Source organism: Amycolatopsis sp. lyj-84 (assembly GCF_046549075.1).
Taxonomy (GTDB): domain Bacteria; phylum Actinomycetota; class Actinomycetes; order Mycobacteriales; family Pseudonocardiaceae; genus Amycolatopsis.
Genome location: NZ_JAJPWO010000004.1, coordinates 352,397 through 374,356, shown reverse-complemented (window position 1 = coordinate 374,356; position 21,960 = coordinate 352,397). Strand labels below are relative to the sequence as shown.

The 21,960-nt window shown below is 69.3% G+C and carries 22 protein-coding genes; 17 read left to right on the top strand and 5 right to left on the bottom strand.

The window, feature by feature from the left end:
• Positions 1 to 219 precede the first annotated feature (219 nt).
• The 8 genes from ACLJRM_RS15965 (at position 220) to ACLJRM_RS15930 (ending at position 7,689) form a co-directional block, all read left to right on the top strand.
• On the top strand, positions 220 to 1,746 hold the full coding sequence (locus ACLJRM_RS15965) for a PucR family transcriptional regulator (RefSeq protein WP_101609173.1): 1,527 nt from the start codon (positions 220 to 222) through the stop codon (positions 1,744 to 1,746).
• 86 nt (positions 1,747 to 1,832) lie between these two features.
• Positions 1,833 to 3,128, top strand: a complete 1,296-nt coding sequence (locus ACLJRM_RS15960) for a flavin monoamine oxidase family protein (protein WP_101609172.1) — start codon at positions 1,833 to 1,835, stop codon at positions 3,126 to 3,128.
• A 378-nt stretch (positions 3,129 to 3,506) separates the two neighbouring features.
• Positions 3,507 to 4,043 carry an EF-hand domain-containing protein gene (locus tag ACLJRM_RS15955; protein ID WP_101609171.1) on the top strand — a complete coding sequence of 179 codons (537 nt, stop codon included), beginning with the start codon at positions 3,507 to 3,509 and terminating at the stop codon, positions 4,041 to 4,043.
• A 29-nt stretch (positions 4,044 to 4,072) separates the two neighbouring features.
• Positions 4,073 to 5,155 carry an isocitrate/isopropylmalate family dehydrogenase gene (locus ACLJRM_RS15950; protein ID WP_101609170.1) on the top strand — a complete coding sequence of 361 codons (1,083 nt, stop codon included), beginning with the start codon at positions 4,073 to 4,075 and terminating at the stop codon, positions 5,153 to 5,155.
• Positions 5,152 to 5,784, top strand: a complete 633-nt coding sequence (locus ACLJRM_RS15945; protein WP_233223538.1) for a cysteine hydrolase family protein — start codon at positions 5,152 to 5,154, stop codon at positions 5,782 to 5,784. The genes ACLJRM_RS15950 and ACLJRM_RS15945 overlap by 4 nt, the downstream gene beginning before the upstream one ends.
• Positions 5,751 to 6,641: an SAM-dependent methyltransferase gene (locus ACLJRM_RS15940; RefSeq protein WP_410663396.1), complete on the top strand. Its 891-nt coding sequence runs from the start codon at positions 5,751 to 5,753 to the stop codon at positions 6,639 to 6,641. Before ACLJRM_RS15945 ends, ACLJRM_RS15940 begins: the two co-directional genes overlap by 34 nt.
• A 30-nt stretch (positions 6,642 to 6,671) precedes the next feature.
• Positions 6,672 to 7,490, top strand: coding sequence for an APH(3'') family aminoglycoside O-phosphotransferase (locus ACLJRM_RS15935; RefSeq protein ID WP_410663395.1), 819 nt, complete (start codon positions 6,672 to 6,674; stop codon positions 7,488 to 7,490).
• A 67-nt stretch (positions 7,491 to 7,557) separates the two neighbouring features.
• Positions 7,558 to 7,689, top strand: a complete 132-nt coding sequence (locus tag ACLJRM_RS15930; protein ID WP_410663394.1) for a hypothetical protein — start codon at positions 7,558 to 7,560, stop codon at positions 7,687 to 7,689.
• Between the two features lie 111 nt (positions 7,690 to 7,800).
• Here the strand turns inward: ACLJRM_RS15930 and ACLJRM_RS15925 are convergent, their stop codons facing one another.
• The gene (locus ACLJRM_RS15925; RefSeq protein ID WP_101609168.1) at positions 7,801 to 8,649 is read right to left on the bottom strand and encodes a hypothetical protein; all 849 of its coding nucleotides are present in this window, start codon (positions 8,647 to 8,649) and stop codon (positions 7,801 to 7,803) included.
• A 55-nt stretch (positions 8,650 to 8,704) separates the two neighbouring features.
• Entirely contained in the window at positions 8,705 to 9,466 is a 762-nt protein-coding gene (locus tag ACLJRM_RS15920) for a hypothetical protein (RefSeq protein WP_410663393.1), read from the bottom strand.
• A 531-nt stretch (positions 9,467 to 9,997) separates the two neighbouring features.
• Here ACLJRM_RS15920 and ACLJRM_RS15915 point away from each other — a divergent pair.
• From ACLJRM_RS15915 to ACLJRM_RS15905, 3 genes are all read left to right on the top strand, one after another.
• A complete protein-coding gene (locus ACLJRM_RS15915) occupies positions 9,998 to 10,903 on the top strand; it encodes a universal stress protein (RefSeq protein WP_410663392.1) in 906 nt (301 codons plus the stop codon).
• 79 nt (positions 10,904 to 10,982) lie between these two features.
• Positions 10,983 to 11,207 carry a hypothetical protein gene (locus ACLJRM_RS15910; RefSeq protein ID WP_233223504.1) on the top strand — a complete coding sequence of 75 codons (225 nt, stop codon included), beginning with the start codon at positions 10,983 to 10,985 and terminating at the stop codon, positions 11,205 to 11,207.
• Positions 11,204 to 12,103, top strand: a complete 900-nt coding sequence (locus ACLJRM_RS15905; RefSeq protein ID WP_101609165.1) for a universal stress protein — start codon at positions 11,204 to 11,206, stop codon at positions 12,101 to 12,103. The genes ACLJRM_RS15910 and ACLJRM_RS15905 overlap by 4 nt, the downstream gene beginning before the upstream one ends.
• A 114-nt stretch (positions 12,104 to 12,217) precedes the next feature.
• Here ACLJRM_RS15905 and ACLJRM_RS15900 read toward each other — a convergent pair whose 3' ends face one another.
• A complete protein-coding gene (locus ACLJRM_RS15900) occupies positions 12,218 to 12,679 on the bottom strand; it encodes a universal stress protein (RefSeq protein WP_101609164.1) in 462 nt (153 codons plus the stop codon).
• Positions 12,680 to 12,992: 313 nt separating this feature from the next.
• On the opposite strand from ACLJRM_RS15900, the gene ACLJRM_RS15895 reads away from it, so the two are divergent.
• The 3 genes from ACLJRM_RS15895 to ACLJRM_RS15885 all read left to right on the top strand — a co-directional run bounded on the left by ACLJRM_RS15895 (position 12,993) and on the right by ACLJRM_RS15885 (position 16,499).
• Positions 12,993 to 13,781 carry a nitroreductase family protein gene (locus tag ACLJRM_RS15895; protein WP_101609162.1) on the top strand — a complete coding sequence of 263 codons (789 nt, stop codon included), beginning with the start codon at positions 12,993 to 12,995 and terminating at the stop codon, positions 13,779 to 13,781.
• 90 nt (positions 13,782 to 13,871) lie between these two features.
• Positions 13,872 to 14,738 (top strand): nitroreductase, encoded by an 867-nt coding sequence (locus ACLJRM_RS15890; protein WP_410663391.1) that lies wholly within the window; start codon positions 13,872 to 13,874, stop codon positions 14,736 to 14,738.
• Between the two features lie 33 nt (positions 14,739 to 14,771).
• Positions 14,772 to 16,499, top strand: a complete 1,728-nt coding sequence (locus ACLJRM_RS15885; RefSeq protein WP_410663390.1) for a GAF domain-containing protein — start codon at positions 14,772 to 14,774, stop codon at positions 16,497 to 16,499.
• A 6-nt stretch (positions 16,500 to 16,505) separates the two neighbouring features.
• Here ACLJRM_RS15885 and ACLJRM_RS15880 read toward each other — a convergent pair whose 3' ends face one another.
• On the bottom strand, positions 16,506 to 17,168 hold the full coding sequence (locus ACLJRM_RS15880; protein ID WP_101609159.1) for a response regulator transcription factor: 663 nt from the start codon (positions 17,166 to 17,168) through the stop codon (positions 16,506 to 16,508).
• 166 nt (positions 17,169 to 17,334) lie between these two features.
• Here ACLJRM_RS15880 and ACLJRM_RS15875 point away from each other — a divergent pair, with 166 nt between their 5' ends.
• From ACLJRM_RS15875 to ACLJRM_RS15865, 3 genes are all read left to right on the top strand, one after another.
• On the top strand, positions 17,335 to 18,330 hold the full coding sequence (locus ACLJRM_RS15875) for an Acg family FMN-binding oxidoreductase (protein ID WP_410663389.1): 996 nt from the start codon (positions 17,335 to 17,337) through the stop codon (positions 18,328 to 18,330).
• 103 nt (positions 18,331 to 18,433) lie between these two features.
• The gene (locus ACLJRM_RS15870; protein WP_410663388.1) at positions 18,434 to 18,802 is read left to right on the top strand and encodes a flavodoxin domain-containing protein; all 369 of its coding nucleotides are present in this window, start codon (positions 18,434 to 18,436) and stop codon (positions 18,800 to 18,802) included.
• Between the two features lie 355 nt (positions 18,803 to 19,157).
• The gene (locus tag ACLJRM_RS15865) at positions 19,158 to 20,483 is read left to right on the top strand and encodes a hypothetical protein (protein WP_410663387.1); all 1,326 of its coding nucleotides are present in this window, start codon (positions 19,158 to 19,160) and stop codon (positions 20,481 to 20,483) included.
• 467 nt (positions 20,484 to 20,950) lie between these two features.
• On the opposite strand, the gene ACLJRM_RS15860 is transcribed toward ACLJRM_RS15865, so the two are convergent.
• Positions 20,951 to 21,928 (bottom strand): hypothetical protein, encoded by a 978-nt coding sequence (locus tag ACLJRM_RS15860; RefSeq protein WP_410663386.1) that lies wholly within the window; start codon positions 21,926 to 21,928, stop codon positions 20,951 to 20,953.
• Positions 21,929 to 21,960 lie beyond the last annotated feature (32 nt).

The window sequence follows — 21,960 nt, the reverse complement described above, 5'->3', positions numbered from 1 at the left end:
CTTCCACACCCGCGTTGGCGGGTAAGGCGTCCTGCCACCGCGATAGCGGGGCCTTCGGCCGGGGCGGGTTCACATTTGGTCCTGTTCGCGGGTCCATCTCAGCTCTGCCAACTGGCCCTGAGACGTGGGTCACGGGGTGTGGGGACGGTAGGGCGGGCCGCCCGGCCGCGTCGATGGACGCGGGGTTGAACTTTGCGCGTGACGGTGGACACTGCGTCCATGCCGCTGACTGTCGCCGCCCTGCTCGCCGTGCGCGAGCTCCGCCTGACCCTGGTCGCCGGAGAGGGTGGCCGGGACCGGGTGATCGAGGCCGCGCACGTCTCGGAGCTGGCCCGCCCCGGCGAATGGCTGCAGGGCGGGGAACTGCTGATGACGGCCGGTGTGGTGCTGCCGACTGACCGGCGGTCCTGCCGGGGTTTCGTGCGGGACGTGGTCGAGGGCGGCGCGGCGGCGCTGGCGTTCGGCGTCGGCCACGGCCAGCCGCACCGGGAGCCGCCCGGCGAGCTGGTGGCCGCCGCCGAAGCGGCCGGGCTGCCGCTGCTCGTGGTGCCGGACGAGGTGCCGTTCATCGCGGTCACCAAGGCGGTGTTCGCCGCGCTGGCCGCCGAGGACCGGCGCGCCCTGGAGCACACCGTCGATGTCCAGCGCAGGCTGACCGTCGCGGCGACTTCGGGCGGCGGCCTGAACGCGATCCTCAAGGTGTGGCTGCGCGCGACCGGTCGTGCCGCCGTGGTGACCGACCTGCTCGGCCGCGAACTGGTCGCCGTCGGCGAGTCCGCGCCCGCCCTGCTCGCCGCCGGGCGCACGGTGCTGGACGAGGTGGGCGCCCGCGGGTTGCTGGGCAGCGCGTCGGTCGCGGCGGACGGGCTGACCGTGGCCGTGCAGCCGATCGGCGCCCGGCGGCTGCGCGGGCACGTGCTGCTCGCCAGGCCGTCCCAACCACAGCCGGGCACTCTGGACGCCGCGCTGGTTTCGTTGCTGACACTGGAACTGGAGCGCAGGCACCTGGCCGACGAACCGCGGCGGCGAGCCGGTGCGGAGGCGCTGGCCCGGCTGCTGAACGGGCTGCCCGACGACCGGGCCGAGTCCGTCCTGACCGCGTTCGGGCTGGCCGCGTCCTCGGTGCGCGGCCTGGCGGTGGTGGCCGGGGCGGGGGAAGCGGACGACCTGGCCGCAGATCTCGCCCTCGTGCTGCCCGGCGGCCTCGTGCGGTGGTCCGAGGACACCGTGGAGGCGCTGGTCGTCGACGAAGTGGACGTGACCGCGCTGCTCGACCGGTTCGCGCCGGGGCGCCCGGCCGGCGTCGGCGCGGCATTGCGGCCGGGCTCGGCGGCCGTCTCGCTTCGGCAGGCACGGGCGCTACTGGCCACCAGCGTTCGTCTTGGCCGTCCCGCCGAGGCCGGGGAGCACAGCACCAGCAGGCTGCTGCTCACCCTGGGGCCGCCGGAACTGCTGGCCTCGTTCGCCGACACCGTGCTGGCGCCGGTCGACGCCGCCGACCAGCGGGAGCAGCTGCTGGCCACGTTACGCGCGTGGCTGGACGCCAACTCCGCGTGGGACGTCACGGCACAGCGCCTCGGCGTGCACCGGCACACCGTGCGCAACCGCATCGACCGGATCGAGCAGCTCACCGGCCGGACGCTGACGACCGCCTCCGCGCGCTACGAGCTGTGGCTCGCGCTGGAGGCCCGGGACGCGCTCGCCTACGCCGACACCGGACGGGATTCGCCGTCGCGTCCACATTGACCGGCCAGATTGGACTCCGCGTCCATCGACCGGGGTAGGACGGCGCACGTACGTTGCCGGGCACGCTGACAGAAGGCAGGTGTTCGATGGGTTCTCCGGAAGTCGATGTCGTGATCGTGGGCGCGGGCTTCGCCGGGCTGACGGCCGCACGTGATCTCGGCTCGGCCGGGCGAACGGTGCGCGTGCTGGAGGCGCGCGACCGGATCGGCGGCCGTACCTGGTACCGGACCGACCTGTTCGACGGAGTCGGGCTGGAGATGGGCGGTACGTGGATCGTCCCCGAGCAGACCTTCGTCACCGAGGAGGTCCGCCGGTACGGGATCGCGGTCAGCGACAGCGAGTTGCCAGCCCGGATGACCTGGTCGGATCGCGGCACCGTGCTGAAGTCGCTGCTTCCGGTGCCGCCCGGCGAACTGGAGGACCTGGAACTCGCGGTGCGCGCCCTGGTGGCGGCCGGCGCCCGGCTCGACGTGGACCGCCCGCTCTCCGGACAGGGCCTGGCCGACCTCGATGTGCCGATCCGGCAGTGGGCCGACGAAGCCGGCTTGAAGGGCAACGCGCGGGAACTGCTGATCTCCTGGTTCTGCGGCTGCGGCAACGCTTCCGCCGACACCGGCTCCGCGCTGGACATCCTGCGCTGGATCGCCGCCATGGGCAACTCCGTCTGGGGCATGGTCCGGGCGAGCGTGCTCGGGCGGACCTTCGACGACGGCACCGTCTCGCTCGCCACGGCGCTGGCGGAGGACGGCGGCGCGGACATCCGGCTGAGCACGCCCGTGCGGTGGGTGCGCCAGGAGGCGGACCACGTCGTCGTCGGACACGACGGCGGAGAGGTCACGGCGCGGCGGGTGCTGGTCACCGTTCCCATCGGCGTGCAGCGGCACATCGAGTTCACCCCCGCGCTGTCCCCGGCGAAGCTGGCCATCTCCACCGAGAACCACGCCGGGCAGGGGCAGAAGGTGTGGGCGCTGGCCCGCAACGTGCCGGACGACCTGAGCGGATACGGCTGGGGTACCGAGTTCGACTACGTGGGCGCGATGTACACCGTGCCCGAGGGCGTGGTGCTGGTGTGCTTCGCGCCCGAGCACGACCGGGTGGACGGGCACGACGTGGCGGACGTGCAGCGGGCGGTGCGCGAGTTCGCGCCCGAGGCCGAGGTCGTCGCCGCGACCACGTACGAATGGGTGGACGACGAGTGGTCGCGCGGCACCTGGACGACCTTCCGGGCCGGGCAGATCTCCCGTTACGAAAGGGATCTCGCCGTGCCGGAGGGCTTGGTGCACTTCGCCGGGGCCCACACCGCCCAGCGGTGGCCGGGTTTCATCGACGGTGCGATCGACAGCGGTCGCCGCGCCGCCGCCGAACTGCTGGCGATGCTGTGACGACCCGGTCGATCCGCTCGAGAATGCCATTCTCCGAATCCGATATTCGGAGTAAGGCTTCGAATCCGGCGTCGACGCGAGCCGGGTGACAGTGGGTCGCGGCCGGGGACCCGATCAGGACTTCGGTGCTGCCGGAGGATGGAGCCCTGGCGGTGAGAACGAAGACCGAGAGTGTCTTCGGTACGGGTCCGGTATGGGCGCTGCACGTCGGCGAAGCTGAAACAACGTGCTTTCGGGCATTCCGGCCTTGTTCGGTGCTGGTTCACACTTTACGGTGGCGGCCGGGTTCTTCGTATATTTCCCCGATGCCGCCGCTGGCATAGTCACGACCGAACATTTCGCCATTCCCTTTCGCTTCGAGTAAAGGATGGTTCCTTGATGCCGACGGATGCCCTCGAACGTGTCACGCTCATCTTCACTCTGTTCGACCGCAACGGGAACGGGCATCTCGAAGCCGAAGACTTCGAGATCATGGCCGCCGACGTCGTCGAGGCGGCACCCGAATCCGGCGCGGCGGCCAAGGACGCGATGCGGGCGGCGTTCCGGCAGTACTGGCGCACCCTGGCCGAGGTACTGGACGTCGACCGCGACGGTGAGATCACTTTCGACGAGTACACCGCCGTCGTACTGTCGCCGGAACGGTTCGACTCGACCATCAGGGTTTTCGCCGAGTCGCTGGCGGCGCTGGGCGACCCGGACGGAGACGGTCTCATCGAGCGCCACGTCTTCCACTCGCTCATGACGGCGATCGGCTTCGAACGCGCCAACATCGAGGCGCTCTTCGACGCCTTCGGCCCGTCCGCGTCAGACCAGATCACCGTTTCGACCTGGGTGGCCGGGATCAAGGACTACTACAGCCCCTCGAAGACGGGCATCCCCGGCGACCACCTGGTCAGCGGCGCGCCCACGGCCTGAATCCGGCATCCGAACAGCGAAGGAGCACGGTGGACCCCACCATCGGACTGGCCGTCGGCCGCGGAACCGGACCAGAACTCGCGAACGTCTTCGAACGTGTCCTGAACACCCTCGGGAAGGCGTCTTCGACGACCATCCGCATCGTGCGCTCGCCCAGGCTGTACCACTCGTACTTCTCCCTCAAGGCCGAAGGAAGCGGCTTCGCGGAGATCGCGGACCTGACCCGGCAGGACGCCGACCACTACGAGCGGTTCTGCCGCGCACGGGCACTCGCGGGCACCACCGCCGTCTTCCGCACGGCGATCAACGCCCAGTCGTTGTACCTGGTCCGCGAGCGACTGCAGGCGGTGAAGACCGACCTCATCGAGGATCGGGACTCGTCGCTGTTGATGGTGCGCGACGAAGCCCAGGGCTTTTACACCGGCGAGAACAGCCACAGCCCCGGTGTCGTCCATCGCACCATGAAGTTCAGCAAGGAGATCACCGCGAAGGTGGTCGCCGCCGCCCTGGAGCAGGCGCGGCGGCAGTGGCCCGGCGAGCAGGTGGAACGGGTGGTCATGGCCTACAAGTTCCACCTCCTCGACGGTGCTCTCGGTGGCTGGGTGGAGGAGATCGCGGCACGGCACGGCGTGGAGATCGCCCTCGCCCAGCCGGACACGGTCAACCGCAACCTCATCGAGCACGGGTTGCCGCGGCGCACCGTCATCATCGGCGCCAACGAATGGGCCGACATCATGCACGTGGTCCTGCTGGACCGGCTGGGCTCCGAACGGCAGGAAAACCGCTACACGGAGAACATCCACCTGCATCCCGACGTCGCCGGACTGGTCGAGTACCAGACCGTGCACGGTTCCGCGGACGACCTGGCGGGCCTGGGCATCGTCAATCCCGTGGCGACCATCCGGGCGGCGGCGGCGATCGCGGAACGGCATGCCGGCTGCGCGGGCGCGATCAAAAGCACGGAGGACGCTCTCGAATCCGTCGGACGCCAGGGAATCACGACTCCGGACCTCGGCGGACCCCACTCGACCACGGAGGTGACGGAGGCCGTGGTGGACCTGCTGAAGCAACCCGGGCGATCAGCCGACGTCCTCTCGGCAGTGGAAGGGTGACCGGGACGGCGCTGGTCGTCATGGACCTGCAGAACGACTTCTGCACCGGGCCGGTAGTGGCGGGCAGGTACGCGGGCGATCTTTCCACAGTGGACGCCGCGACGGCCGGTGCCGCGCGGGCGGTGGACGTGGCGAGGGCTCGCGGCATCGAGGTCGTCTTCGTTCGGTTCCACGGTGACGTCGAGCATCAAGGCCCGAGCTGGCGGCATCGGGACCTGATGCTCGGGAAACGCCCGAAGTGCCGGGAAGGCACCTGGGGTGCGGAATTCCACCGGGTCTCGCCCGCCGGCGGCGAACGTGTCTTCACCAAGAACGCGCGCTTCGACGCCTTCCTCACCGACGGTTTCGAGGAGTACCTCGTCCGGAACGGTTTCGGGCACTTGGTGTTCGCGGGTCTCTACACGGATGTCTGCGTGGACTCCACCGCGCGGACGGCGTTCCAGCAAGGGTTCCACGTGACCGTCCTGACCGACTGCACGACGAGTCTCCACCTGCCCGACGACACGATCCTGGGCTTCATGGGCACTGTCTACGGCGCCCGTCTGGCCATCCTCGACGATCCGGAAGTGTGGTCATCGCCCGAAAGGCAGGAGCCTTGGCCGGTACGAAGCACGACGGCGGCGCGATAGAACTGGGTGTCGGCCGGACCGCGCTCATGGTCGCCGCCGCCCGCGCGATCGAAACCCACCGCCCGGACTCGCTCGCCAGGGACGGCTTCGCGGAGCATTTCGTGCGTGCCGCCCGGACCTGCGAAGACTGGCCGTTACGCATGGAGCAGGTCCCGGACGGGGACGCCGATCCCCTGTGGGGCAGGCTCGGGCGTTACTTCGGTCTGCGAACCCGGGTCCTGGACGACTTCGTCCTCCGGTCGGCGCGGGCCGGAGGACGTCAGGTCGTGCTCCTCGGCGCGGGCCTCGACTCGCGGGCCTTCCGGCTCGACTGGCCTGCGGGCTGTGTGCTGTTCGAGATCGACCGCGAGCCGGTGCTGGGATTCAAACAGGACGTCCTCGACAAGCTAGGCGCCATAACGAAAACGCGGCGCGTGCCGATCGCGGGCGACCTGCGCGGCGACTGGACGGCCACCCTGATCGCCGCCGGGTTCGATCCGGCGATGCCGAGTGTCTGGCTGGCCGAGGGCCTCATGCTCTACCTGTCCAGTGCCGCCGAGCGCGGCCTCATCGACACCGTGGACAGCTTGAGCGCCGAAGGCAGTTCACTGGCGTTCGAAGTCAAACTCGGCGTGGAACGCCCCGAAGTCCGGGCTAACGCCGTCTACACCTCGGCGAAGCAGCGGATCGGGGTCGACCTGCTCACCCTGTTCGACGGTGAACCACGCCCCGATTCCACGAGAGACCTCGAGAGCAGGGGGTGGTCCACCGAGGTCAAGACGCCTTTCGACTTCACTCGCCAGTTCGGGCGCGGCCCACGGCCCGAGCCGGACGACGCACTGGCGAGCAACAGGTGGGTCTTCGCGAGCAAGCCTTGACCGTGACAGCGGAAAGCTAGAATGGTTTTCGTGCATAGGTCACCGGTCCGCGAGTGGGAGTCCTTGCTCGCCCGGCTTCATCCCGGCGAGTGGAAGCCTGTCACGAGTGGACAGTCCGGCGCCTCTGTCTTCCGCAGTGCCGACGGCTCGCGGTACGCCAAGTGCGTCACGGGCGAGCAGCGGGTTCTTCTGGAAGAGGAACGGGACCGTGTGGACTGGCTCAGCGGCAGTGGCGTCCCGGGACCCGAGGTGCTCGAATGGGGCACCGACGCCGACGGCGCGTATCTGGTGACCAGCACCGTCCCAGGCGTGCCCGCGGACAGCGTGCCGGCTCAGGCGCTCTGGCAAGCCTGGCCGTCCATCAGCGAGGGCGTACGAGGTCTGCACGCGTTGCCGGCGAAGGAATGTCCCTTCAGCAGAGATCTGGCACAGATGTTCGCCATCGCCCGAGATGTCGTCGCCCGCGACAAGGTCAACCCGGAGTTCCTGCCGGTCGAGCAGCAGCAGACGCCGCCCGCCGAACTGCTCGCTCGGCTTGCCGGGCAAGTCGATCGCCGTCTCGTGCAGGAGGCAGGCGACACCGTCGTCTGTCACGGCGATCTCTGCCTGCCCAACATCATCCTCGACCCGGTCGCCCTGAACTTCGCGGGATTCATCGACCTCGGTCGCCTCGGCCGGGCCGATCCCTATGTCGACATCGCTTTGCTGCTCGCCAACGCCCGAGGAGTCTGGGATGACGAGAACCAAGCTATCGCCGCCGACGACGCCTTCGCCCGTGCTTACGGGACCACGTTCGACACCGACCGGCGGCGGTTCTACCTCCATCTCGACCCGCTCACCTGGGGATAGCGCGTAGGGCATCTGTGGCTTGGCGGGTAAGGAATGGCCGTCGGTCCTGTGACGACAGTGGGCAGTGGTGCGTATTCGTGCCTTTCACCTGGGGCGATCGCTGAGGTTCTACCTCGCCCTGGATTGCGAAGTCCGGCTGACCGGTGATGGCTGGGTGCAGCTGCGCAACGCGGACACCGTGTTGGGCGTCCAGCATTGACACGAGCCCTGTCAGCTATCCCGCCTGCGCGCCTGGCGGCCGGATCACCGCTCGCGATCCTGACTCGCACGCTGTCTATGTCAGCCAGGTGGAGAGCGGGTGAGCTCTGGTTCAGCCGGTGCAGTTGGGCACCGCGGGGGCGCTCCCGACGCAGTTTCCGGGGGTGTTGGCGGTGATCGGCGCGTTGTTGGTGGTCATGGTCCCGTTGGTCCGGTGGACCCCGCCCGCGGTCAGCAGTGCGTGGTTCACGGTCACGGCGGTCTGGGTGATGGTCGTCGCGGTCGAGTCGACCGCGGCTATCCCGCCTCCTTGCGCGCCGCTGTTGCCGCTGATGAGCATCGGGGTTCCGGAGACGCCGGTGGTGGTCAGCGTGCCGCGGAGGCCGTTGTAGATACCGCCGCCTTGAAGGAGCGCGGTGTTTCCGAGAACGCTGCTTCTGGTGAACGAAGCCGCGGGTGCCGTGCCTGACGGGGTGTCGGCGTTGGCGAGGCCTCCGCCGGCGAGAGTGGCGTAGTTTCCGCTCAGGCTGCTGGTGGTGAGTGTCACGGCGCCGCGGTTGAGGATGGCGCCCCCGTTGCCGACCACGTTGCCGTTGGTGAAGGCGACCGAGGTGGTCAGGGTGAGGTTGCCGGTCGGACCGACTTCGGCGATCCGGAAGGGGAGCAGCGAGGTTCGCGTGATGGTCGCCGGGCCGAGTAGTTCGATCGGTGTGGTGATGACCGGCAGCCCGTTGGCGAGTCCGCCGTGCGGCGAGGTCAGCGCGTAGGTGCAGCCGCCCGCCAGCGTCAGGGTGTCGCTGGCGACCGTGGAGTTGGCGAGGTTGACGGCGTCGACGAGGGCGCTTTCGCCGCACGCCACGGGAATGGTGGTCGCCTGCGCCAGGGGCGCCAGCGTGATCATGCCCGCGCTCAGGACGGTGGCGCCGACGACGGCCCGCAGAACACTGCGCTTTCTTCGCATCACATCTTCTTTCCTGGAACGAAATCAACAGGTGTGGTCACGGGAGAACGGGCGATCATCCGACGCATCCGGGGACAGGGGAGGGGCTGCCGGTGCAGTTGGTCGCGGTGTTGGCGGTCACCGTGGAGGTGTTCAGCGTCGCCGAACCCGCCACGTAGTAGATCCCGCCGGGATTCACCGTCGCGGTGTTGGTGTTGACCACACTGCTGGTGAGCGTGAGCGTCCCGTTCACACTCGCGATTCCGCCGCCCTGGCCCGCGGTGTTGCCGTTGACCGTGCTGTTGGTGAACGTCGCCGCGGACGGGGTTCCGGTGCTGTGCAAGGCGCCACCACTGCCGTTGGCGGTGTTGCCGGACAACGCGCTGCCGGTGAGGGTCACCGCACCGAAACTGAGGATTCCGCCGCCATTGTCGTTGCCGGCGGCGGCCGCATGGCCGTTGCTGACGGTGACCGCTTTGAGCGTGATGCCGCCGGTGGGTGCGACCTGGCCGATGCGGAAGGCGGCCGCGGCCGGTGCGCGGGTGATGGTGTTGGCATTGCCCTCGAGCGTGATGGGCGTGGTGATGATCGGCAGGCCGGCCGGGCCGTGCACACCGTCGTCGCCGTGAGGCGCGGTAAGGGTGTAGGTGCAGCCCGGGGTCAAGGTGACGGTGCCGCCTCCGGCGGCGTTGGCCGCGTCGACCGCGGAGACCAGCGCCGCCTCGGTGCACGGGACGGATTCCGCATGGGCCTGTGCCGATGCGGGGAGAAGGACGACTGATCCGGCAAGCAGGAAAAGGGCGCCGGAAAGAGTGGAAATCGTGCGGTTGTGTCGCATGTGGACTTTCCTGGATCCGAGACCGATGGTGGAGGAGCAAGAAGCTCGAACGTCCCGCTGAAAGCGGTCACCGGCGGTCAATGAACAACCATGTCGGACCCTACACCTGTCGGCCGGGAATGGACAGTAGTGGAATTCGTTCGGACGCTTTCTGGCAACTTTCTTGGAATTATTCTGCGGAAAGGGTTTGATGGCGAAAATCGTGGACTGAGGCCGACTTGCACACTGTGGAAAAAATTCACTGTTCACGGTGGGAACGCCATAGCGGCGGCTGGTCGAACCGGAGGGAATCGACTCGAGGAACGTCCATGCCGTGCACGTGACCGGTGGGACGTCGGGTGCGATAGGGACTTTGGTCCTCGCGGAGCGGGCCCACCGGCCGGGTGGGAGGGGCCCTCGGGCAGGGCCTGCGGGACTTCATCCTCTGCGTTCCGCCACCGGTCTCGGCCGAGACTGGAACAAGACTCGGGTAGCACGGCGGCCAGAGGTCGCCGGCGTGCGGAAACGGGACGACGAAGCAGAGGAGCGGAAATGCCGGTCGCCACGGAGAGATCCATCGTCGCCGGGATCGACGGATCACGGTCCGCGAAGACCGCTGCGATGTGGGCGGCGGACGAGGCCTCGAAGCGTGGGCTGCCCTTGCGGCTCGTCCACGTGTTCACGATCCCGGTCGTGACGATGCCGGGTGTCATCACCTCGTTCGAAGGGGTCCGTGAGGGTTTCGAGAGCCGTGGTCTCGCCTGGATTTCCGAGGTCAGGGAAGCGGCGCTCGTCCGGCATCCGGATCTCGTCGTCGAGACCGCGGTCCGCGAATGGAACCCGGTAGCGGCTCTGACCCAGGAGTCGGTGAAGGCGACGATGGTCGTACTGGGGTCGCGAGGGCTCGGCGGTTTCACCGAGATGCTCGTGGGCTCGATCGCGGTCGCGCTCGCCCATCACGGCCACTGCCCGATCGTCGTGGCCCGAGGCCGGCAACTGGACGTCGCCGCGCAGGAAGCGGGGCCGGTCGTCGTGGGAACGGACGGTTCGCCTGCCGGCGAGGCGGCCGTCGGGTTCGCGTTCGACGAGGCGAGGGTGCGGGACGCTGACGTGACCGTCGTCCGGACCTGGTCGGAGCTGGTCGACCACGGCGCGATCCGGCCGCATTTCCTTGCCGTCGATCCGGCCGAGATCGAGGCCGCCGAAAGGAAAGCGGCCGAGGAGCAGGTGGCTCCGTGGCGGGACAAGTACCCGGACGTTCCGGTCGAGATCGTCATCCGCAAGGGACGGCCGGTTCGTACTTTGCTCGAATTCGGGGCGAGGGCGAGGCTTCTTGTCGTCGGCAGCCGGGGGCGCGGGGGATTCGAGGGCATGCTTCTCGGGTCGACCAGCCAGGCGCTGGTCGCCCATTCGGCATGTCCTGTCGCTGTCATCCGGCTCGCGGCGCCGGAACTGTGAAGCGTGACCGATGCGGACCTGATGCGGGACCGGTTCCCCCGGGACATTCGCTCAGCGGGACATCACCCGCGGTGACTTCGTGCGCGCGTTCGCCCGCGAGGACACCGCGATCGCCGCCGACGTGCGGCACCACCTCTCTGTCTACGGGGGTCCCGGCCGGTGGAGCGTCGAGGTCGACGGCGGCGTGTGCCGGATCGGCGACCAGTACGGGAACGACACCGACCGCCACGTGGCGAAGGTCATCGCCGAGGCGGTTCCGGGTGTCGTGGAAGCGAAAGTGACCTACCAGGAGGCTGACCGATGAGCACTGCGGACCACAAGATCGTCGTAGGGGTGGACGGCTCCGGGCCCGGGCGGGCCGCCGTCCGATGGGCGGCGGGTTCTGCCGCCGAACGCGGTTTGGGGCTGCTGATCGTGCACGCCCTCCATACGGAGCGGATCAGCTACGGCGGTGGACTCACCGGAGCGGCCCCGTGGTTCGACGTGCTCGCGGAGGCTGGACAGCGGGTGCTCGACGAGGCCTCCGCCGAGGCCACGTCATTCGCACCCGATGTCCCGGTGAGTACCGCGATGCCTCAAGGGTCACCCGTCCCGTTCTTGATCGACACGTCGATGACGGCGACCATGGTGGTCCTCGGTGGCGCGGGCAAGGGCTTCTTCGCCGAGATGGCCATCGGTTCGACGGCGTCGGCCGTGCTTGCCCACGCACAGTGCCCGGTGGTGGTGCTCCGGGGCAGGAAGGGCACGACGAACTACCCCGGCAGCGGTCCGGTGGTCGTCGGGGTCGACGGTAGCCCGCTGAGCGAACAGGCCCTGGAGACCGCGTTCGAAGAGGCGTCACGACGTCGCGCGCACTTGGTGGCGGTGCATGCCTGGACGGACGTCACCTACGACGACGCCTTCGGGACGGCGCGGCTGACCACGCAGTGGGAATCTCTTGAGGACGACGAACGCCGCCTGCTCGCGGAACAACTGGCGGGCTGGCAGGAGAAGTACCCGGACGTCACCGTGGAACGCGTCGTCGTTCGCGATCGGCCTCGTCAGACCTTGCTGGAGTGGAGCGGCAAAGCGCAGCTGGTGGTCGTGGGCAGCCGCGGCCGTGGCGGGTTCACCGGACTGCTGCTCGGCTCGACCAGCCAGGCGCTCGCCCATCACGCCGAATGCCCGGTGATGGTCGTCCGGCCGAGGAACGCGCGGTGACCGCTCTCGGCGTACGGCCGACGGTGCTCACGCCGGCCGTCGCGCTCGACCCCGCCCGATGCCTCGGCGAAGGGGAAGTCCTTGCCGCGGCTCACCTCTGAGGTCCGCGCGTCTTCAGGGAGCCGACGGGCTGAACCGGTGTGCCGCCTTCATTGTGACGAGCACGATCGGGCAGGTCGCGTGGCGGACGCAAGCGGCGGACACACGTCCGAAGACGGGCCGCCCGAAGGGTCCCTCCGAGTGGGCGCCGAGTACCAGCAGGTCGGCGCCGTGCGCGGCGGCCAGCAGTTCCGAGGCCGGATCGCCGGTGCGAACCGACGCCTCGATGACGATGTCCGCGGCGAGTTGTTCGCAGATCTTCGCCACCTCGCCCGTCATCGGACGGCCGTTCCGGCTCGGGTGCCTGCCGGGTGGCGGGGGAGCGAGAAGATTTCCCCTCGGCCGCACGAGGAGTATTTCGAGGCGGGCACCCCGGGCGCGGGTTTCGGTGATCGCCCAGCGGATCGCTTCGCTGCCGTGGTCCGAGCCGTCGGTTCCGACGATGATCCGGCGTTCCATCCCCGGGCGCCGGTTCATGGCGTTGTCCCGTGTGCCGTTTCGATGGCTCGCGCGCGGATCAGGTCGTCCTTGTTCAGCAGGACGACCTGGGGCAGCGCGGCGACGGGAGTGTTCATGACTTCACGTTCAGGCATGTCCACAGTGTCGGCCTGCCACGGCGCGGTCCGGTACCACTGGAGGTCCCGGTCACCCGGGACGGACGACCCCTCTTCCAGGGCTTCCGTTCCGAAGGGGTGCCGAAGGTCCCGGGTCGCCGGGGCCCACGGCACTCCCGTGCGGGGCGGAGCCGGAACACGCTGGAAGGGTCCACCGACCGGCTTGGAGCGCAACGATGATCCTCACCGATTCCCCGGTACTCGCCACCGCGCTGGAGGCGGCGGTGAGAGCACCGTCGCCGCACAACACCCAACCGTGGTTCTTCGAGCTGGAGCCCGGTGTGGTGGAGCTGTATCTCGACGAAGACCGGGTGCTCGAAGTGTGCGACCCCGATGGACGGGAGGCCCGGCTCGCCTGCGGCGCCGCCCTGCTGAACATCGAACTCGCGATCGCCGCCGCCGGATGGTTCCCGGACACCGACCTGATGCCCGACCGGACCAGGCCGTCGTTGCTGGCCCGGGTCGAAATCGGCGACCGGCACCGCCCGAGCGCCGGGGATCTGCGGCGCGCCGACCACCTGCAGACACAGGACGACGCTTTCCAGGCGGAGATGAGGTCGTGGACCAGCGCGCACGACCGCGACGACGGAGTGCCCGCCTTCGCGGGCGGACCGCGCTCGGCGGGCGGGCTCTTGCCGGTACGGCACTTCCACGACAGCGACGCGCCCCGGTCTTACGAGCGGGATCCGGTCGTCGCGGTGCTGACGACGCCCGATGAAGGTCCGGTGGCCCAGCTCCGCGCGGGCCGGGCCATGCAACGCGTACTGCTCACCGCGACCATGGAGGGGCTGAGCGCCTCGTTCTACTCGCAGCCCATGGAAATCCCTTCCGCGCGTGCCGAACTGCGCGCATTGCTCGGCGGAACCGACTATCCGCAAACGCTTTTCCGTCTGGGGTATGGCTTTCCCGGCGTCCCGACGCCGCGCCGCCCGCCCGGAGCGGTCGTCAGGGCGAAGGCGTCATAACGGTCGTGAACCCGACGGAGAAAGCCGTCGAACCGAAGGAATGACGCCCTCTGGCCGAGCCGGAACGCGGGCAAGGAGGGAGGCGAGGGGATGAAGCAGCCGGACGACCCGCCGAGCGGAGAGTGGACGGCCACCGAAGTGGAGGTGCTCGCCCGAGCCGCGGTGAGCGCCCCGTCGGTACGCAACTCCCAGCCATGGTCCCTGGCGCTGCCGGGCCGGCGTGCCGAGCTGAGCGAGTGGGAGGACGTCCACGGCTCCGATTCCGGCTACGACGGGCGCGATCGGCTGATCTCGTGCGGCGCGGCCTTGGCGAACCTGGCCGTGGCCATGCGCGTCCTCGGCTGGAACGCGCGGGTCAGCCTGGCCGTCGAGGATCGAGCGCCGTTGGTGGCAGTCGTGATGGCAGGCAGGCGGTTCCCGCCCTCGGGGGCGGACCTGCACGGTTACTCCGCGATCTCCCGCCGGCGAGGCCACGGCACCGCGTTCTCCAGGACGCCGGTGGCTCCGGCGCTGCTGGATCGGATCGTCGGCCGGGTCCCCGGCGACGTGCTGTGCCGGGTGGTGGCCCCGGGGGAGCTGCGGCCGCTGGCCGTGGCGCTCGAAGCGGCGGGATCAGTCCAGGGAACGGCCCGGCGGGCCGACTGGACATCGGCCTGGACCGCCGGCGGGTTCGCCGACCGGCCGGCACCACCCGGCCAAGACCCGCCCCCGGTGTGGCCGGGCGTCACGAGGGAGACCTTGCTGATCATCGGCGCCGACTCCGATCGGCGAACCGCGCAGGTCTCGATCGGGCGTGCGATGGAGCTCGCCTGGCTCACCGGGATCGAAAGCGGGATAGCGGCCTCGGCGCTGACCAGGCCCCTGCGCGTACCGTCAGTGCGGGACAGGCTCATCTCCGAGCTGGCGTTGCCGGGGTTCCCGGGAGTGATCATGCGCCTGGGCTACCCGGCCGGGTAGCCCAGCCGCCACCTCCTGCCGAGAGGAGACGCGATGTCGGCCGAGCGGCCAGTGGCCGGAAACGAGCCACCGCCCGGCGCGGTGGTGCTGACCGAGCTGCGGCTCGACGAATTGCTGCACGAGGTCCAGGACCGGCTTGCGGAGATCCTCAAGACGCGGGACCGGTTGCAAGGACTGCTCGACGCCGTACTGGCCGTGGCGACCGGCATCGAACTCGATTCGACCCTGCAACGCATCGTGCAGGCCGCCGTCGAGCTGGTCGACGCCAACTACGGTGCTTTGGGTGTCCTCGGTGACGAGGACGGACTCTCGCAGTTCGTCTACGCGGGAATCGATCCGGAAACCCGCGAGACCATGGGGCATCTTCCCGAGGGCAGAGGTCTCCTCGGCCTGCTCATCCGGGAGCCGCATCCGGTCCGGGTCCCGGATCTGTCGTGCCACCCGGCGTCGGTGGGTTTTCCCGCCAACCACCCGCCCATGCACAGCTTCGTCGGTGTCCCGGTCCGTGTGCGGGACGTGGTGTTCGGCAACCTGTACCTGACGGAGAAACGGGGAGCGGCGGAGTTCACCGCGGACGACGAGGTGGTCCTGCGGGCGCTGGCCGCGGCGGCGGGGGTGGCCATCGACAACGCCCGGCTGTTCGAGCAGTCCCGTACCCGGGAGCGGTGGCTGGGAGCGGTGGCCAAGGTGAACGGCGAGCTCCTCGCCGGCGCTTCGGTGACCGACACGCTGGGCTTGATCGTCAGGAGCGTCCGGGAACTGGTCGACGCGGGCGGGGTGATGATCCTGCTGGCCGAGACCGCCGGCGAGGAGGCGCGCTCCCTGACCGTGGCCGCGATGGCGAGTGAGCGGGCGGGTGCGCTGCCCGGGACCTCGATTTCGAGCAAGCATCCGGCGATCGAGGATGTCTTCGACGGCGGGCAGGCGAGTCTCGTCACCGATCTCGACGGCGTCTTCCCCGCGGCTGTGGAGACCATGCTCAGCGGGCCCGGCGTGATGGTTCCCCTGACCGGCGCGGTCGGGGTCGGAGGGGTTCTGGTCGTCGGCCGGGAGAAAGGGGCTCAGCAGTTCAAGGCCGATCAGATCCCCATGCTGGCCTCGTTCGCCGACCAGGCGGCCGTCGCCCTCGAATTCGCCGAGAAGCAGCGCAACCAGCGGCTCTTGGATGTACTCGCCGACCGTGATCGGATCGCGCAGGACCTGCACGATCACGTCATCCAGCGGCTCTTCGCCACCGGAATGAGCCTGCAGAGCATCGTGCCGAGGGTCACGGACGATCTCGCCCGCAACCGCCTCGCGCACGGTGTCGAACAGCTCGACCGGACCGTGCGCGAGATCAGGACTTCGATCTTCGATCTGCACTCGTCGGGGTCCGACACGTCCGTCAGCCTGCGCCGCCGGTTGCTCGACGTGATCACGGAGCTGTCGACCGATCCGGGGGCGACGCCGTCGGTGCGGATCAGCGGCGCCGTGGACACCATCGTCCCCGTGGAACTGCACGAGCACGCCGAAGCGGCCGTGCGCGAAGCGCTGAGCAACGCGATCCGCCACTCCGGCGCGAACGACATCGCCGTGACCGTCGAGGCCGATCGCGACCTGGTCGTCGAAGTGACCGACAACGGGATCGGCATCCCGGAGGACGGCAGACGCAGCGGCCTGAAGAACCTCGCGCAGCGAGCGGAACGCTGCGGAGGCCTGGCCGAGTTCACCGGACGCGAGGGGGGCGGGACCCGCGTCGTGTGGCAGGTTCCCTTGTCCTGAAAGGACTCAGTGCTCGCCGAACAGTGGTGTCCGGTCTTCCCGCTTCAGTTCGGTCGCCAGCACGGCTGCCTGCGTGCGGCGCTGGATCCCGAGTTTGCCGAGGATCCGGGAGACGTAGTTCTTGATGGTCTTCTCCGCGAGGAAAAGGCGTTCCCCGATCTCCCGGTTGGTGAGCCCTTCCCCGATGAGGTCGAAGACGGCGTGTTCCTGTTCCGATAGTGACGCTGTCGGGTCGTTGCGGTCGTTCTCCCTGCGGATGCGCCTCATCAGCGCGGCGGTGGTGCGGCTGTCGAGCAGCGAACCGCCGTCGGCGATCGTCCTGATCGCCGACACGAGGTCGATGCCCAGCACCTGTTTCAGGACGAAGCCGGCCGCTCCGGCCATGATCGCGGTGAACAGCGCCTCGTCGTCGGCGTAGGACGTGAGCATCAGGCAGCGCAGATCCGGCCGGGTGGACAGCAGCTCCCGGCACAGTTCGATGCCGGTGCCGTCGGGGAGCCGGACGTCCAGCACGGCGATGTCGGTGTCACTGGCGGGAATCCGCGTGAGCGCTTCCGACACCGAGGCCGCTTCGCCGGAGATCTCGATGTCCGCTTCGTTGCCGAGCAGGTCGGCGAGCCCCCGCCGGACGATTTCGTGGTCGTCGACCAGGAACACCTTGGTCGTCATCGGATCGTCCTCCTGCCGCGAGATCGTGGCCTTACCGCATGAACCTACTCGGGCGAGCGGGGAAAAGGCGGGGCTTAGGTCCCGGATATCGGAGCCCTCCGTACCTGCGCGCGAACCCCCATGGGGGAGCACGGTCGAACCCGACACACAGTGCGGAGGACGGAACATGGCAGAACGAAGGCACCGCGGACCCTGGTCGGCCTCGGAGACCGAGGTACTGGCCCGGACCCTGCTGAGGGCGCCGTCAGTGCACAACATCCAGCCGTGGCTCCTGGAGTTCGAGCACGACCGGCTGCTGCTCGGTGAGCGCCGGGACCTGCCCTTGCCCGAACACGATCCGCTGGGACGGGACCGCCTGATGTCCTGCGGTGCCGCGCTGGCGAACCTGGAGCTCGCGATCCGCGTGCTCGGCTACGAAGCCCGGACGGTGACGTTCCCCGATCCGGAGCGGCCGGAGCTGGTGGCGACGGTCGAACCGGGGGAGCGGTCACTGCCGTCGGCGGAAGACCTGCACCGGTATGCCGCCATCGAGCGGCGGCGCAGCTACCGAAAGCAGTTTTCCGGCCGGCCGGTCTCGCCGGCACGGATCGGGGACCTGACAGCCACCGCGGCCGCGGCCGGTGTCCAGGCGAGGCCGATCCGCGACGAACTGGAACTGACCCGGGTCGCGGACCTGCTCGAGTTCGCGGCGGAGGCCTTCCAGCACGATCACGGGTATCAGCGCGAGCTCGCGCTGTGGACCGTCCACGACGAGATGTCCCTGCGCCATGGCGCAGGCATCGCCGCGACGGCTCTCCCGCCCGGTTCCCTGCCCTGGGCGGGTCTGGTCCGGGCCAGGACGGCCCTGCCGGACAGGGAGGTGCTCAAGCGGCGCCTGGCGGACGAGACGCTGTTCGTGTTCCTGACCCTCGACGACACGCGCCACGACCACCTGAAGGCCGGTCACGCCTTGCAGAGCACCTGGCTCGACGCCGTCGACGGGGGTCTCGTCGGCTCCATCCTGACCCAGCCCCTGCACTTGCCCGAGGTGCGCTCGGCGTTGTGCGAGGACCTCGAACTGGCCGGTTTCCCGCAGGCGCTCATGCGGTTCGGCTACCCGTCCGGCGCGGTGCCCGCCAGTCCGCGCCGCGCCGTCGACGAAGTGCTCGGCTGCGGCTTCTGACGGAAAACAGGACCGGATCGAACCATGGCGTCATGCCGGGGACCGGCGGCCGCGCTTCTCGCAAGCTTTCCCTGACAGGACAAGGGGAATCATGATGCGCGCGATGGTGGTGTACGAGTCGATGTTCGGGAACACCGAGCAAGTGGCGAAGGCGGTGGCCGAAGGACTGTCGCCCTACGCCGAGGTGGATGTCGTGAACGTCGACGACGTCGGAAGCGTTGCGGAGGCGGGCTTGCTCGTGGTCGGCGGTCCGACGCACGTACACGGGATGTCCTGGCCCTCCAGCCGGACCGAGGCCGGCAGGCAGGCGGTGGACGGTGTCCGGTGGCTCGGTTTCGTTCCGCTCGCCCCGCCGGAGAGTTTCCTGGTCAGAACGGACAAGCAGGAGCCGGTGCTGCGCGACGGCGAGCCGGCGCGGGCGCGGGACTGGGGTGCCGTGCTCGGCAAGGAACTCGCCGGGCCGAAGGCATGAACGCGCCGGGTTGGCGAAAGGGTCAACGAGTCCCCTCGGTTCGGTCTTCGATTTCGAGCCTGACGCCCGGCGAAAGTGTCGTATGCGGCAGGTGATCGGGCGCCTCGCGGCGGATATGTTCGTCAGCTGACGGTGGCCGCTATCTGTGGCATCCGTGGAGCCTGATCACGTATGGGTGACCCGCCACGGTTGCGCTTGCAAACCCTGGTGAAGGGGCGAAGGGTCGGCCGTGTCGAGGGTGTTGGTTGATCCGGTGCTCTCCGCGCCGGGCGATGGCCCCGGACTTTCGGTCATCACACCCCTCGCAGGTCCGTGGCATCAGTCCCGGATCCCTTTCACCCATGGAAAGTTGATCATGAAATCGACAGCGCGTATCAGTACGGCAGGCCGGGTCGGCCGGGCCATGATCGGTGTGGGCACCGCGGCGGGGTTCGCACTCGCGGTTCCCTCGCAGGCGTGGGCGCTCCCGCCGGGGTGCACCCAGAGCGGCGCCAATTTCACTTGCACCGCCGGAATTCCCGCCGGTCAGGTGCTGGACGGCACTTCGGGGAACAACGTCATCACCATCACCGGTGGTGCGGTGAACGGGACGGTGAACGGCCTGGCGGGCAACGACACGATCATGGTGACCGGCGTCGCCGGGTCCCTGGGCGCCAACGGTCCTCCGGGAGCGGCCGGTAACGCGGGTACGCCCGCGGGTACCGCGGGTGGCAACGGCGGTGCCGGGAGCGTCGGCGGTGCCGGTGTGGGTGCGACCGGTGTCATCAACGCCGGTGACGGCACGGACAGCGTCACGGTCCTCGGTGGTGCGGGAGGTAACGGCGGGAACGGCGGCCAGGGCGGGGTCGGTTTCGCCAGCGGTGCCGGTGGCGCCGGTGGTAGTGGTGGTGTCGGCGGGATCGGTGGTGCCGGTAACGCCGGGAACGTCACCGGCGGCGCCGGTAACGACACGACCGTCCTCACCGCGGGCAAGGGCGGCAACGGCGGTCTCGGTGGCCTTGGCGGCAACGGTGGTGGTGTCGCCGGCGGTGCGGGTGCCGGGGGTATCGGTGGCGCGGGTGCGGCCGGTGGCGTCGGGAACTCGGGAGCCTATAACGATGATCTCGTCGATGCCGGGCTCGACAGCGTCACCGTCAACGGTGGTGCCGGTGGTACCGGCGCGGCCGGTGGCGTCGCCGGCTGCGGCCATGGTGGCGGTGCCGGTGGCGTCGGAGGTGCCGGCGGTGCGGGTGGTGTCGGGAACTCCGGGACCGTCAACGGTGGTGCCGGTGTCGACACGCTGAAGGCCAATGGCGGGCTCGGCGGCAACGGTGGCGTCGGAGGCAAGGGTGGCAACGGTTCCGCGGCCGTCCAGCCCGGTGGCGCCGGTGGCGTCGGTGGCGCGGGTGGTGCCGGTGGGATCGGGAACTCCGGAACTCTCACCGGCGGGACCGGTGTGGACCTCATCACCGCGACCGGTGGCAAGGGCGGCAATGGTGCCGTCGGCGGTAATGGTGGCACCGGTTGCAGCGGCCCCGGTGGTCCTGGTGGCATCGGCGGTGCCGCGGGTGCCGGCGGTCTCGGGAACTCAGGGACCGTCAACGACGGGGCGGACACCATCGCCACGCCGTCCGGCGCCAGTGGTCTCGCGGGTGGCACCGGCGTCGCCGGAGTCAACAACGGCGGCGTCTGCACCTGCTGACCAGTGATCTCAACGGTCGGCGACATCACCGGCACCATCGGGGATGTCGCCGACCGGAGCAGGCTCGCCAGGGAGAACTGAAGCTCCTTGACCGTCCTTAAGGGACACTTTCGAGATTCAGGTGTCCCGGTTCAAGTACTTTGCGAACCGGGTCGTGAAGGGCAACGAGGGTTATTGAGGGGAAGGTCGAACGTGTCGTGTTCGGGCGGGATGGGCGTTCACGTGTGATCGGGCGGCGATCAGGGAGTTCGGCGTCTGATCACGCGAGATCCGTCTCTGATCACGCGAGTCACGCCCTTGCTCACCTTGGGTTCAGCCACAACGCCACCTTTGCCCTACCCCTCAATAGAACCCGAAACGCCACTCACGACCAACCCGACCCACGCGATCTGAACCTTCAGCCCCGGCCAGGACCGGCGTCACCCAGGACAACACCCGCCCCGCGACCGACACGCTTGCCCTTCTCCTCATTGACTCGTCGTGGCCGACGAACAGGGCGGGAGCTGCGGGCAGTTGGCGGGAGCCACCGTAGGGCTGCTTCGAGCCGCGCCGGGATCGGCGATCTGGTCCAGTGCCGCCGGGTCGTGGGGGTAGGGGTGGTCGGGCAGGGCGATCCAGGCCGTCTCTTGGGTTTCCTTCACCGCGACCGGCACGGATCGGAAGGTCGCGGCGTCGAGCAGTGCCGAGTGGCGAACGACCTCGTCGAAGATCCACCGGGACACGATCAGGGCCACCGTGCCAGGTGAGCCGGCCAGTGCGTGTTTCAGCGCTGCGGCGTCGAGCAGGCGGAAGGTGGTGATCAGGGCGGTGGACGTGGCGCCGTGGTCGTCGAAAGCGATCTCCCCGGCGTGCACGGCGATCCGTAAACGGGTTTGCTGCTCGAGAGGGACGGCGGCGTTCCGGCACCGCAGTGCCTGGGCCAGTGCCCCGGGCAGCACCTCGACCAGCGGGGCTTTCGGCGACTCGGGCGGGATGAGGACGAGGACGCCATCGCCGCGGTCCTCGTGGTAGCAGTCGGTCCAGCGCACCCCGGCGGCCCGCAGCGCCTGTTCCAGCACGCGGTACAGGCCCGCGCGAGTGCTTAGCTGGTGGGGAAGGGTTCGCCGAGGGTCGCCGAAGCCCTCCACGTCGACCACCAAGATCGTGCGGTGCACGGCCGATCCCGCCCCTGTCGCACGATCAGGGACACTCGAGCGTTCGCCGCGTCGGCGGCCTCCCCAGTGCAGCCAACGGGCCGCCTGCTCGACGCTCGCGCCCGCCTCCAGCAGCTTGGCCGCGTCGATGCTCGTCCATGGCGAGAAGGCCGGCGGGAGGCAAGTGTCTTCAGTGGCGGCGCGTGCCTTGCGCACGAGGTCGAGGATGCGGCGAACCTCGGCCTGCCGGGTCGGGGTGTGCGCGATGACTTCAGCCGCGCGACTCGGCTCGCTTCGCGTACTTTCTGGCATGTCACTTGGGTGGTGCGCGAGCGGCGATTCGT